Genomic DNA, 12,270 nt, shown 5'->3' on the forward strand with positions numbered 1-12,270 from the left:
CGGAGTCGTCCGTGTCTCGGCACAGCAGGTCAGCGGCTGCCGTCCCGGTGGTGGATGGTGAGGTTGCCGTAGGTCTGCAGATCGGCGGCCAGGTCACCGGGCTTGCCTCGCAGGACGGCGTCCAGGAAGGCGAGGGTGGCTGCGGCGACGAGGCGCGGGCTCTCGGTGCGGCCCAGGGAGCCGACGATCGAGGGTACGGGCGGCAGGTACAGGGGCCCGTCCATGAACGTGAGGTGGGCGGCGCCGGGGACGGTGAGCCGGTAGCCGGTCGCGGTGTTGGCGTCGAGGGCCTCGGTGAGGCGGGGCAGGTAGCGCGGGTCGGTCGCCGGGGTGAAGGCCTGGGTGAGCGCGAGTGTCGGCCGGTCGAGGGAGGGTGAGGTGGGGCCGTGGGGGTAGCCGTCCAGATCGATGACGGCGTCGAACCGGCGGTCCTGCCGGGCTGCCTGCAGGGCGGCGGCCCCGCCCATGGAGTGGCCGGTCGCCGCGACCCGGTCGGTGTCCAGGCGTCCGCGCAGCGGGTCGGCGGTCTCGCCCCGGTCCAGGCCGTCCAGTCGGGTGAGGACGAAGCCGAGGTCGGCGGCTCGGACCGCGGTCCAGTCGGCCGCCAGCGCGTCGTCCTTGTCCCGGTCGCCGGTGGAGGTGGTCTCGGTGGTGATCGTCCGGCCGTCGGCGAGGACGACGGCGGCGGAGTCGTACGGGTGGTCGAGGGCGGCGACCACGTAGCCGTGGCTGGCCAACTCCTCCGCCCAGGCGGTGTTCTGGGTGCGCACCCCGACCGCCCCGGGAGAGAACAGGACGACGGGGTACCGTCCTCCCCCGCTGTCCACCGGGGCGTCGACGACCGCACGGGTGCGGGCCCGCGGCACACCGTCGATCAGGAAGCCCGGCAGGCCGACCGCGCGGGCGAGGGCGTCGGAGACGGTGCGCGCCTCCTGCTCGGTGCGTCCGAGGTACTGGGCCCGCTGGGCGCCCGCCGGGCTCTTCTGCGCGGGGTACCAGAGCTGGACCACCACCGTTCGCCGGTCGTGCGGATCGGCGGTGAAGGTCTCGGGGCGGGCCGGGTCGGTCCACTGCACGACGCGGGTGCCGACCGCGAAGTCGCCCGACGGTTCGGGGAACACGGGGACGGGGAAGGCCCAGGCGGCCACCGGGCCGGTGGCGATCAGGCCGGCGCAGGCCGCCGTGGTCGGCAGCGCCAGCCACCAGCGGGCCCGCCACGCCGGCCGGCCGGTACGGCGGCGCAGCAGGGGCGCGAGGGCGGACGGCAACGCGAAGGCGGCGCCTGCCAGGACCGGCAGCAGCTGCCAGCGGATCCCCACCGCGATCAGCAGGGCCGCGGTCGGCGCGAGAACGGCTCCCGCCGCGATCGTGACGCGTGGTCGGGCGACAGGGGGAAGCCAGCGCGCCCCGACCAGGGCGACGGCGCCCAGCAGGGCAAGGATTTCCAGGGGGGACATGTGCAGTCCCGTGATGATCTCGGTCACCCGTCCATGCTCGGTGCCGGGTGGGCGCTGCCACATCGGTCGCGGGTCGCCTTGGCGTGCCGACCGGGGTCGCCATCCGCGGCAGGTCCCGTGCCACCGGAGCAGCAGTCGAGCACGCCGGATCAACGTCCGCCGTGCGACCACGGGAGGTAGCCGGGCTCCTCCTGAAGTCGTAGCCCGGCGCGGTGCCGTCCGACGGTGGACTCATGTGCTCCGCGCGGCCCGCGACCTACCGTGACCGTGGCAGGGCTGCGGTGCGTGCCGGCCGGCGCAAGGGGAACGCTCCCCGGTACCCGGCTCGGTTCCGGCCGTACACGGTGGCAGCCCCGGCCGGGGCCACGACGATGCGACGGTACCGAATGGGCAGGGACGTGCGGGACAGGGGCGTGCGATGACCGGGGCGGCTGCGGAAGCCGGCCAGGCCCGCCGGGTGCGGTGGGCGAGCGCCGGCTCACGGTTGGCGGGGTACGCCGATCCGGCCCCGGTGCGAGCGGCGCGACCGGTGACCGTAGCCGGGCGCCGGGGTTCCCGCCTGCCGCCCCTGGCATGGGACTTGCTGCTGCCGACGCTTCTCCTCGTCAACGTCGTGACCACCCACCCGCCGCAGGAGCTGCCGGTGGCCGCGGCCCTCACCGCCGCCCTTTCGCTGCCCCTGGTGTGGCGGCGCCGGGCCCCGCTCACGGTGTTCGGCGCGGTGGCCGCCGCGGCCTTCGTCCAGTGGCTGATGGACGTCCAACTACCGGCCGACATCGCCCTGCTGGTGGCCCTCTACACGGTGGCCGCGCACGCGAACCGGAGCGGGACGCTCGTCGCCGGTGCCGTCGTGGAGGCCGGGATCCTGCTGGCCTGTCTGCGCTGGGCGCCGGAAGGCGCGTTCCTGACGCCCTTCGCCGCGGTGACCGCGATGGCCGTGGCCGCCGCCGTCCTGGGGGTGAACGCGCGGACCACGCGCGCCTACCTCGCGGCCCTGGCGGAACGGGCCGCACGCCTGGAGCAGGAACAGGAGCAGCGGGAGCGGCTGGCCGTCGCCGAGGAGCGGACACGGATCACCCGGGAGATGCACGACATCGTCACCCACAACCTGTCCGTCATGGTCGCGCTCACCGACGCCGCCGTCTACGCGCAGCACCGGTCGCCCGACCGGGCCACCACCGCGATGCTCCAGGCCTCCGAGACGGGCCGGCAGGCCCTGACCGACATGCGGCGCTCGTTGGGCATCCTGCGGACCGCCGAACCGGACGCGCAGCGCCACCCGTTGCCCGGCATCGCCCAACTGGAGGCCCTCGCCGACCAGATGTGCGCCGCCGGACTGCCGACCCGCGTCGACGTCCGGGGCGGCCGCACCCACATCCCCGCCACCGCACAACTCACCGTCTACCGCCTGGTACAGGAAGCCTTGACCAACACCCTCAAGCACACGCCCACCGGCACCCACGCGGAGGTCCGGATCCGGTGCTCGGCCCGGACCGTCACCGTGGACGTCACCGACAACGGCCCCTGCCCGCCCCGTCCCGCCGCCGCACCGTCCGGGCACGGCATCCCCGGCATGCGCGAACGCGCGGCCGCCTACGGGGGGACGTTGCAGGCCGGACCGCTCCCGGGCGGCGGCTGGGCAGTCCGTACCCGCCTGCTCCTCGACAGCAGCGCAGCGGGGACCGCATGACGATCCGCATCCTGATCGCCGACGACGAAGCGCTGCTCCGGATGGCGTTCAGCACGGTCCTGGACGCCCAGCCCGACATGGCGCCGGTCGGCGAAGCCGCGGACGGCAGCCAGGCCGTCCGCCTCGCCCGGGAGCTGCGCCCCGATGTCGTCCTCATGGACGTCCGGATGCCCGGGATGGACGGGATCGAGGCGACCCGACAGGTCGTCGCGAGCTCCCCGCAGAGCCGGGTGCTGATCCTCACCACCTTCGACCTGGACGCATACGCCTTCGCCGGACTCCACGCCGGAGCCTCGGGCTTCCTGCTGAAGAACACCAGGCCCGAGGAACTCCTCACCGCGATACGCAGCGTCGCCGCGGGCGACGCGGTGGTCTCCCCGCGGATCACCCGACGCCTGCTGGAGAGCCTCCGCCCGTACCTCCCCGACGGCAGCAGCACCGACCACGAGCAGAGGCTCGACCGGCTCAGCGCCCGCGAGCGCGAGGTGCTCGTCCAGGTGGGCTGCGGCCTGTCCAACACCGAGATCGCGGCCACCCTCCACCTCGCCGAGGCGACCGTGAAGTCCCATCTGGGGCGCATCCTGCACAAGCTCGAACTCCGCGACCGGGTCCAGGCCGTGGTCTTCGCCTACGAAAGCCGCCTCGTCCGCCCGGCGTGACGCCGCCGCCGGAGCCGGAGCCGACGGCGGCGTCCGGTCCGCACCCCGGCAGACCGCCGAGCACGCCCGCGCGCCACGGCGCACTCCCCGACCGAGCGCGCGGCCGTCCCGCAGGATCCGGGCCGGCTCCACCCTCGCCCGGGCGGCCGTCGGCGCCTCGGTACTGTGGGCAGACACCCCGTTGAGAGGCGCCCTCCCTCATGGCCAAGAAAGCCGCCGAACCACGAGCCGCAGCCCGCAAGCCCCTGCTCCAACTGACCGGCGTCAGCCGCTCGTACGACGAGCGGGAGGTGCTGCACCCCGTGAGCCTGTCGCTCGCCGCAGGAGAGTGCGTGGCGCTGCTCGGACACAACGGATCGGGCAAGTCGACGCTGCTCAGGGTCGCGGCCGGACGCGACGCCCCCAGCCAGGGCACCGTGGTCTTCGACGGCATCCCGATGGACGAGAACGACCCCCGGGTCCGGGCCCGGGTGGCGGTGGTCGGCGACACCGTCGCCTGCTACCCCGACCTGACCGTCCGTGAGCACTTGCTGCTGGTCGCGGTCGCACACGGGGTCGCCGACGCACCCGTGTGGGTCTCCCGGGTACTGACCGACCGGATGCTCACCGAACGGGCCGACGCGCTGCCCTCGGCCCTCTCCTCCGGACAGATGCAGGCCCTGCTGCTGGCGTGCGCGCTGGTGCGCCCGCGTGATCTGCTGCTGCTCGACGAGCCCGAGCAGCGGCTCGATCCGGAGGCCCGCCGACGCCTCGCCGGCCTGCTCAAGGCCGAACTGGCCGACGGCGTAGCCGTCCTGCTGGTCACCCACCACACCGACCTCGCCCTGGACGTGGCCGACCGGGTCGTCGTGCTGGAGGACGGCAGGGTCCTCCAGCAGGGCGGGACCCGCGAGGTCCTGGCGGCGGAGTTCGCGGCCCGCACCACCGCAGGGTCGGCGGGCACCCGGTGACCACAACCCCCGTGACCACGCCCCAGCCGGAGACCGACCCCGCCGTCGAGGCCTGGACGGACGACGACGACTGGACCGACGAGACCCTCGCCCTGCTGCGCACCCTGCGTGCCCCCCACCGGCGCACGCGCGCCAAGTCGGTCGGCTTCGCCGTCTACTGCGTGCTGCTCCTCCTGATCGTCTGGGGCGGTGTGCCCAGCCTCGGCCTGTTCCTGCAGGCGTCCATGGGCGCCGACTACACCGGCCACGGCGGCGACCTGCTCGCCGCCATGCCCGCCGGCATCACCGCGATCGGGCTGGCCACCTTCCTGCTGGCCGCCCGGGACGGCCTGTGGCGCGGCCCCGTGGTGCCGCCCCGGGCGGCAACCGACTGGCTGCTGCTCCACCCTGTCCGGCCCCGCCCGGTCCTTCGACCGTGGTTCTGGCTGTCCTGCGCCGTGGCCGCGTCCCCCGGCCTGGTGGCGGCGGTCGGCGGCATGATCGCCCTCGGCCTGACCGTCCGGGTCGGCCTACCGGCCGCACTCGGCTGGTGCCTGCTCGGGGGGATCTGCGTACCGCTCCTGGCCACCTGCGCCGCCCTGGTCGTCGAGCGCGGCGACCGCGCCGCCCGCTGGGTGCGCCGGCTCACCCCGTATCTGACACTGTCGATCGTCGCGCTGGCCGGGCAGAGCGTGCTGGCCGTCGCCGGCCACACGGCGCACTGGCTGGAGCTCGTCGAACTGTGGTCGGGGCCCTGGGGCTGGGCCGCGATCGCGGCACTGGCTCCGACCCCGGCCGCCGTGCCGGGCGGCTGGGTGGCCGCCGCACTCCTGCTGGTGTCGACCGGTGCCGCCCTGGTCCTCGCCGACCGGGCCTCCGCGACGGTGCCACTGGCCCGGCTGCGGGAGCGGGCCAGGACGGCTGCCGGGGTGCTCGCCGCGCTCCGCACGGTCGAACTGCGCAGCGCACGGCTGGCGGTGAACAGCGCCAACGGCAGCACCCGGCAACGCCGGCTCCGCCTGCCGGCCCCCCGGCGGGCCTGGCTGGTGGTGCCGTGGCGCGACGCCCTCGCGCTGCTCCGCGCCCCCGCCCGGCTGGGCCGCGCGGTGGTGCTGGCGGTGCCCGCGCTGCTCTGCGCCGTCCTCGCGCACGGTGCCACGGGCCGGCCCTCCCTGCCGGCCACCGCCGTCGCGCTGGTGTTCGGCTACCTGGCCGTCGCCCAGCTGCTGGAGCCGGCCCGGATCGAGACGGACGACGTCCGACGGGCCTCCTGGTCGCCGTACCCGTTCGCCGGCCTGATGCTGCGCCATGCGATCGTTCCGACGCTCGCCGGAATCCTGCTGGGGCTGGCCTGCACCGGGGTGCTGCTGGCCGCGGGCGCCGGCCCGGCGGCCTGGCTCGCACCGGCCGCCGCGCCGGCCCTGGTCGCGGCGGGGCTGGTGAACGCCTGCCGCGGCGTGCTGCGCAAGGACCTCATGTACTCCCCCGCCCAGGGCACGGGCGGCGGGTCGGGCCCGCTGCTGTTCGCCGTCTGGTACGCGGCCGGGCCCGCGGCGGGTGTGGCGGTGCTGACGCCGATGTTCTCCTCGGCGCTGCGCGCCGGGGCAGCCGGGCCGGTCGGCAAGGCCGCCCTGATGGCCGTGGCGGTCGCGGTCCTGCTGCTGCGCTGGGCGCAGGCCAGGGCCGCGAGGATGAGCAGGGGCCGCCCCGGGGCGACCACTCCGTAGACCCGTACGTCGCACCTCGTCGGTCCGGATGCTCCGGCAGTCGGCGGCGCCTGCCCCGGCCCGGTCCGACGAGCGCCGAAGCCCCTCGCAGACCGGGCGGTCGGCGAGGGCTTCGCGGTGTGTCGGTGCTACCAGTTGTACGGCCGCGCGCATGCCGATCCGGCCATGACAGCAGTATCCCCGCGGAAATCCGTGGACGGATCATGGAAGATCACATACTGTGTGGCTTCACGCCCTGAGACGAACGGAAGGAGGCGAGTGCCGTGCAGTCCACACCTTTCCAGCGCTCCCTCTTCCACCATCCCGGCGTGGTTCGCCAGTTCTGACCGGGAGCGCTCCAAGCAGCTTTCATCCCGGAGGAATCCATGACCGATCTGGTCATCCGCGCGCTCTCCGCGAGCGACGCCCACCTTTTCGACGCACTCCCCGACCCCCTGGGCGCCCGTGAAGGCCATCGGCGCACCCTGTTCCGCCCCGACTGGAAGCGCGTCGCCCTGCGCGACGGCGAGGTCGTCGCACGCGGCGCGTGGTGGGGCGGGCCCGACGACCCGGAGCCCGTCAACATCAACTGGTTCGACGTGGCCGAGGGCGAGGAGGAGGCCGGCGCCGAACTCCTGCGCTCAGCGCCCTGGCAGGTCGAACTCGAAATCAACCTGCCCGGCGGCTGGCGGGAGGAGACCGACCTGCGCGCCGGCGCCGAGGCGCGCTTCGCCGCCGCACGAGCCGCAGGGTACGAACCCCTGGTGGAACGCTTCCTGTACCGCTGGACCCCGGAGCAAGGTCTGCCCGAGCGGCCCGGACGCCTGCGCTTCAGCGCCGAACCCGACGACACCGTGTTCTTCGACGCACTGCGCCGCATCCACTCCGCCACCCTGGACGCCCACGCACTCAAGGCCATCGAGGAGGGCGGCCTCGACCAGGCCGCCCAGGAGGAACTCGACTTCTTCCACTGGTGCCCCTCCCCACGGGACTGGTGGCAGGTCGCACACACCCCGGAGGGCGACCTGGCCGGCATCCACATCCCCGCCCACAACCCCTCCGGCCCGACCATCGGCTTCATCGGAGTCATGCCGGAACAGCGCGGTCACGGCTACGCCTACGACCTCCTCGCGGAGTGCACCCACCTCCTCGTCGAGCAGGGCGCGGAGTTCATCAGCGGAGCGACGGACCAGGCCAACTTCCCCATGGCCGCGAACTTCGCCAAGGCCGGCTTCCCCGTCACCCGTGAACGCATCAACTTCCACCCGGCGGACCGAGCGGCCTGACCAGGAGTAGCCCGCGGCGAGCGGTCCGATCCGAGGGCAGGCCCGGACCGCTCGCCAGTACCTGGCGACATGCCGGCCACCAGTGTGGACGTACGGGGCCTACGCTGTGGAGTGGCCGCCATCCCGCCGCCAGTCCGCACCCCGACGATGATCAACGGTGACTGCGCCCGTTCTCACTGGACTTCACCTCTGGAGGGACGGACCACGCCTCGACGGCGTTGCACTGTCCCGAATCGATCGTGGAAACAACGTACGGGACAACCCGCCCGACCAAGCAGCCCAAGTCGGTGGAAGCACCGGTTACGACCACCAGCCGGGCTCGACCAGCACGCACCCGTCGGGGGTGACGTGGTGGATGCGACTGGAGCGGTCGACGAGCCGACAGTGGCTACTCACCACGCGCCCGGGCCAGCTCAAGACGACCTCCAACTGGATGCCGAGCCGCCGCACATTCCCGGCACCGTGAACCACCGGCCCTCGCCGCGCAGTCGGGCCCGTTGTGCGCAGCACCCCGGGCCCGCTGTCGGGTCCGGCCGCCCCTGGGCAAGTGGCCCGGATCGGTGGATAGGGCGGCCGCCCTCAGCTGTACGCGATGCGTTCGACCTCGTAGAGCTGGGCGGCACCGATGCGGCCCTCCTCCAGGGAGAGGAGCCAGGTCAACAGCTCCGGTCCAGCCGACAGTTCGTCTGGAAGCCGAGCCGGAGATCCGCGAGCCCCCGCCCGGCGAGCCAGTCGTCGAGTGCGTCACCGAGGTGGCGGTCCGCCGCCTCCGTGCGGGTTTCGGCCCAGACGGCCAGCCACGGCGAGAGGCTTCCGGTGCTGACGGAGATCGCCTCCAGTATCCCGGTGACACGGTCGGTCCCGGGGTAGTCGTGCAAGGCCGACCGCCACCAGGCACCGTTGGCGGTTGCACCCACTGCTACGCCGGCTCGAGCGCGTCAAGAGCGATCTGGAGCTGCTGGGGAGGCGGGGTCACAGACACCTGCGAGGGGACCTCATCCGGCCTACCGGAGAAGGGAGCGACACTATCACGCGGCTCGTACCGGCCGCCGGACGACCACGGCCCCGAACGCTCGCGCGGTAGCCCGACCACCAAGCTCCACCTGACCACCGGCAAGGGCAGAAGCCCACGCCGCCTGTGGTCACGCCCGGGCGGCGTAGGGACACCCACAGTTCGAGCCCGCTCTGGCGAAGGCCCACCTTCCCCGCACCGGGGGCGGAGCCGGCCTCGCGGCCATCAGCGAATGGCTGCGACCGACCCCGGCCCGGTCGAAGCCAGGGTGGCGCGCAGCAGGTTCAGGAACTCATGGCGGCTCGATCGGAATCGCTGCGCAGAACGCAGAACTCGTTTCCTTCGGGATCAGCGAGGACCGCCCAGCCGGAGCCATCGGGATTCCGGCGATCGGCGACCAAGGTGGCGCCGAGGCCCAGCAGCCGTTCCACCTCCCGATCACGCGAGGTCTCCGGGCGCAGACAGAGGTGGATCCGGTTCTTGATCGTCTTTGGCTCGGGCACCTGGTTGAAGTACAGCACCGGACCCTCCGCCAACAGCACCTGAACCTCCGGATCACCCGGCTTGTCCTCCGGATGCAACGGACGTCCGGTCACCCTGCTCCAGAACTGGGCCAGCTCGTAGGCATCCGCACAGTCGATCGCCACGTTCTGCACTACCGAGACCATGCGCGAGCCTTCCTGATTTCCACTCCGAGCGACACCGGGTCGTACGCCCACTTCGCGCGAACGGCTCGGGTGCCCGGCCGACCTTCCGCACACACCCTAGACCAAGGTTTCGGGGCGGGGTCGACGCGTACCGGCTCGGGCCGAGGTTGTTCGACCTGGCTGCTGACGGGCCCTCGGACCCGGCGGTCGGCATCGGGACGTGCAGCGCGGCACACACTCGCTGCGAACCGGAGTCGGGCCACGCGTGGGTGCGCGGCACGACGGAACCGCTCCGGAGACATCGACTTCCTGCCGGCGGACCTCCGTCGCAGCACCCGCATCGTCCCCATCGCTCCGGAGGCGGACCGCTGACGACGCGCACCTTCGCCTACCAGTCCCGGAACTCGTGCCGGAGCCGGCTTCGTACGGCCGCCGTCACGGCCCGAGAAGCACATGTGGTCCACCAGGAGGTATGCCATCCTCGGGCCCGTGTCAGCACGTAACCGCCGCCTGCCACGAGACCTGTCGTGGCCGCTCTCCCCGACCGACATCCACCGCAGGGGTCTCGGCGCAGGATGGGCGATCCCCGTCGACCTGCGGTTCGACGTCCGACCCTGGAGCGACGGCACCCTGCTGCACGTCGAGTGGATACCGCCGGTCTCCTCCAACTACGGCACGGGCACCCATCCCGGCCTGTGGAACAGCATACGGATCCACATCGCCCCGATCGCGGACGCCCGACGGGGCAGAGCCCGCCTGGCCCTGCTCGCACACGCGCTTCCCGGACTCGCCGCCTGGACCGAAGCCGCCCGGTGCGCGCCGGAGGGCTGGGCCCTGAGCAGCCACAGCCGTTCCTGGCGGTTCGAGGGTCGCTACGTCTGCCACCGCGACGACCACGAGCCGTACCAAGAGGTCCCGGGCCGGGCGGTGCTCTGGTGGTCGTCGCGGTAGGAGACCTCGGCCGGCCCACCGGAGCGCGCCTGTGCCGTGCGCGCAGCATTCCCGCCGAGCAGCGGTCCGGGTGGGGACAGTTGGAGTCGGGGTGCCGCTGAGGCGGCTGCCGCCTCCGCCCGTCCGGTGCTCCAGCTGTGGATCGCGAGGGCCTGCCTTGGCGGCTTCCGTCGGCTGCACGGCCGCTACGAACGCACAGCCCGGCCACTTCGCCGCCTTCGCCGGCATCACCGCAGCCCTCATCTGACATCGCAGACTCTGCGGATGGGAACCTGCCTCAGGGCGTGCTCGGCGAATCAGGGTGGTAGCCGTCGTAGCCCAGTTGTTCGGCGTGGTACGAGCCGCCCCAGACCTCGGCGGTGGCACGGGGATCGCCCGCGGTCAGCTGCGCTTCAAGGTGCACGGCCTGGTCCGCCGGGTCGTCTGCGGAGATGGGGAGGGCCAGCCCGAACTGGAGCCAGGGCCGATCCGCGTCGGATCGGTCACGGGGATGCAGCAGGACGAGGTGGATTCGATCGGGTTCCGTACGGGAGGACCACACGGCTTCCAACTCGCAGTCCCACCGGACGAGCCAGTCCTCGCGTTCCCTCAGCCCCTCCTCAAGCAGCCGCGCGACCGCTCCGGCCGGCGACTCCCAACCGCGGCCCTCCCCGGCCCGCACGACCTCGGCTTCGTACGGTCCTGCGGCGAACCGAAGCTCCGGCAGGTCGAGGTCCTGGTTGGCCGGGTCGCGCCAGTCCGCCCAGACGACATGACCTCCGTCCCGCCTGACCGTCATGTACAGGGCCCCACAGCATTCCTCCACGCCGCAGCCGGACCATGCGACACGAACCTCGCGGGTCGTCGCCGTCGCATGCAACGGCCCGTGTCGGCCCAGCAGGTACCGAGGGCTCACTCCCAGGTAGCGGGAGCCTCCTACGCCACCGGGGAACACCTCGGCCAGAAGATCCCGGCCATTGACGATCGGGCGGACCTCCACGCCGCCCTTGTCGGGCGGTGGGCACACGATGCTCAGACGAAGAAGGTCCGGTTCTACGGTCATCAGCCAATGATCGCGGGGCCGGCTCGCAGCTGTCATGTGAATTCGCGGCCTCCGCTCAGGGATGTGGTTCAGGCCGCTCGGGCACGCCGGCTTTCCCCGCGCCCCTCCGGCGGTGCGCGGTTCGTTCGCCGGCCGGCGGGGCGTCCCTGCGGGTCAGGTGTTCCGGTCGGCTGCGGGCGCAGCGGTGCCGCCGGGGCCCAAGGGGCGGCGTCCGCCGGCGGGGCGTGCGGGGGTGGGGGCGGGCAGGTCGGAGTGGGAGAAGGGCGACAGCGCCGGAGCGTCGGGGGCGGGCTGGTCATCGTGGGTGAGCGGCCGGTGGGCGGCGGTCTCCGCGTCGGAGAACGGCTGCCACAGCGGGCGGCGGTGATCGGTCATCCGGACAGTGTGCCACTGTCTGTCCACCGGTCCGTACGGGCGGGGAAGTGGGCGCGCTGACTGTGTGTTGGCATGGGTGGCAGTCGACGGGGGTTTCGGGGAACCGGGGACGTTCCTGAGGACACCTGCTGCGGGAGGCCAGCCGCATGCGACTGCAGTGCTTCGGTGGGGCCACCCGGCCGGGGCTACTGAACGTGAACCCGCGGATCAGGCGGATCGTGGTGGCATCGCGGCCCCAGGCGGGTGGCCGCCTTGGAGGAGTTGAAGGCCCTGGCCGACGACCTCAAGGGGATCGATCCTGCAGCATTCGAAGGCTACGAAACCTGTACCTGGCCGGCGGTCCTCGACCGGTGGCTCTGGTAGTGCCATCAGGGCGCCACCGGCTCCGTCACTGCGGGCCGTGATGGACGACGGTCCGGACGAGGGGGCCGTGTCGTCGGCATTCGGTGCGGATGCGGTCGAGACCGGCGGGCTCCGGGAACGAGTCGGGGTCAGGGCCGCCGACGAGCCGAAGTC

Annotated in this window: 11 protein-coding genes; 6 read left to right on the plus strand and 5 right to left on the minus strand. The window is 73.1% G+C overall.

What is annotated here, in order from left to right:
* Window positions 1–29: 29 nt before the first annotated feature.
* Window positions 30–1,520, minus strand: a complete 1,491-nt coding sequence (locus ACWGB8_RS03510) for an alpha/beta hydrolase family protein (RefSeq protein ID WP_452209824.1) — start codon at window positions 1,518–1,520, stop codon at window positions 30–32.
* 355 nt (window positions 1,521–1,875) lie between these two features.
* On the opposite strand from ACWGB8_RS03510, the gene ACWGB8_RS03515 reads away from it, so the two are divergent.
* The 5 genes from ACWGB8_RS03515 to ACWGB8_RS03535 all read left to right on the plus strand — a co-directional run bounded on the left by ACWGB8_RS03515 (window position 1,876) and on the right by ACWGB8_RS03535 (window position 7,727).
* Window positions 1,876–3,147 (plus strand): sensor histidine kinase, encoded by a 1,272-nt coding sequence (locus tag ACWGB8_RS03515; protein WP_452209826.1) that lies wholly within the window; start codon window positions 1,876–1,878, stop codon window positions 3,145–3,147.
* Window positions 3,144–3,806: a response regulator gene (locus ACWGB8_RS03520; RefSeq protein ID WP_452209828.1), complete on the plus strand. Its 663-nt coding sequence runs from the start codon at window positions 3,144–3,146 to the stop codon at window positions 3,804–3,806. Before ACWGB8_RS03515 ends, ACWGB8_RS03520 begins: the two co-directional genes overlap by 4 nt.
* 200 nt (window positions 3,807–4,006) lie before the next feature.
* Complete coding sequence (locus ACWGB8_RS03525) at window positions 4,007–4,756, plus strand: ABC transporter ATP-binding protein (RefSeq protein WP_452209830.1); 750 nt, start codon at window positions 4,007–4,009, stop codon at window positions 4,754–4,756.
* A gap of 11 nt (window positions 4,757–4,767) precedes the next feature.
* Window positions 4,768–6,462, plus strand: coding sequence for a hypothetical protein (locus tag ACWGB8_RS03530; protein ID WP_452209832.1), 1,695 nt, complete (start codon window positions 4,768–4,770; stop codon window positions 6,460–6,462).
* A gap of 365 nt (window positions 6,463–6,827) precedes the next feature.
* Entirely contained in the window at window positions 6,828–7,727 is a 900-nt protein-coding gene (locus ACWGB8_RS03535; RefSeq protein ID WP_452209834.1) for a GNAT family N-acetyltransferase, read from the plus strand.
* Window positions 7,728–8,383: 656 nt separating this feature from the next.
* On the opposite strand, the gene ACWGB8_RS03540 is transcribed toward ACWGB8_RS03535, so the two are convergent.
* Window positions 8,384–8,605: a hypothetical protein gene (locus ACWGB8_RS03540; RefSeq protein ID WP_452209836.1), complete on the minus strand. Its 222-nt coding sequence runs from the start codon at window positions 8,603–8,605 to the stop codon at window positions 8,384–8,386.
* Between the two features lie 418 nt (window positions 8,606–9,023).
* A complete protein-coding gene (locus ACWGB8_RS03545; protein ID WP_452209838.1) occupies window positions 9,024–9,407 on the minus strand; it encodes a VOC family protein in 384 nt (127 codons plus the stop codon).
* A 468-nt stretch (window positions 9,408–9,875) separates the two neighbouring features.
* On the opposite strand from ACWGB8_RS03545, the gene ACWGB8_RS03550 reads away from it, so the two are divergent.
* Entirely contained in the window at window positions 9,876–10,337 is a 462-nt protein-coding gene (locus ACWGB8_RS03550; protein ID WP_452209840.1) for a hypothetical protein, read from the plus strand.
* 277 nt (window positions 10,338–10,614) lie between these two features.
* Here the strand turns inward: ACWGB8_RS03550 and ACWGB8_RS03555 are convergent, their stop codons facing one another.
* Window positions 10,615–11,379, minus strand: a complete 765-nt coding sequence (locus ACWGB8_RS03555) for a hypothetical protein (protein WP_452209842.1) — start codon at window positions 11,377–11,379, stop codon at window positions 10,615–10,617.
* 153 nt (window positions 11,380–11,532) lie between these two features.
* The gene (locus ACWGB8_RS03560) at window positions 11,533–11,754 is read right to left on the minus strand and encodes a hypothetical protein (protein ID WP_452209844.1); all 222 of its coding nucleotides are present in this window, start codon (window positions 11,752–11,754) and stop codon (window positions 11,533–11,535) included.
* Window positions 11,755–12,270: the final 516 nt, after the last annotated feature.

Source organism: Kitasatospora sp. NPDC054939 (assembly GCF_053610105.1).

Excerpts from the sequence above, each read along its gene's own strand:
- ACWGB8_RS03555 (WP_452209842.1), bottom strand. The coding sequence starts at position 11,379 with ATGACCGTAGAACCGGACCTTCTTCGTCTGAGCATCGTGTGCCCACCG.
- ACWGB8_RS03545 (WP_452209838.1), bottom strand. The coding sequence starts at position 9,407 with ATGGTCTCGGTAGTGCAGAACGTGGCGATCGACTGTGCGGATGCCTAC.
- ACWGB8_RS03510 (WP_452209824.1), bottom strand. The coding sequence starts at position 1,520 with ATGTGGCAGCGCCCACCCGGCACCGAGCATGGACGGGTGACCGAGATC.
- ACWGB8_RS03525 (WP_452209830.1), top strand. The coding sequence starts at position 4,007 with ATGGCCAAGAAAGCCGCCGAACCACGAGCCGCAGCCCGCAAGCCCCTG.
- ACWGB8_RS03560 (WP_452209844.1), bottom strand. The coding sequence starts at position 11,754 with ATGACCGATCACCGCCGCCCGCTGTGGCAGCCGTTCTCCGACGCGGAG.
- ACWGB8_RS03535 (WP_452209834.1), top strand. The coding sequence starts at position 6,828 with ATGACCGATCTGGTCATCCGCGCGCTCTCCGCGAGCGACGCCCACCTT.
- ACWGB8_RS03515 (WP_452209826.1), top strand. The coding sequence starts at position 1,876 with ATGACCGGGGCGGCTGCGGAAGCCGGCCAGGCCCGCCGGGTGCGGTGG.
- ACWGB8_RS03520 (WP_452209828.1), top strand. The coding sequence starts at position 3,144 with ATGACGATCCGCATCCTGATCGCCGACGACGAAGCGCTGCTCCGGATG.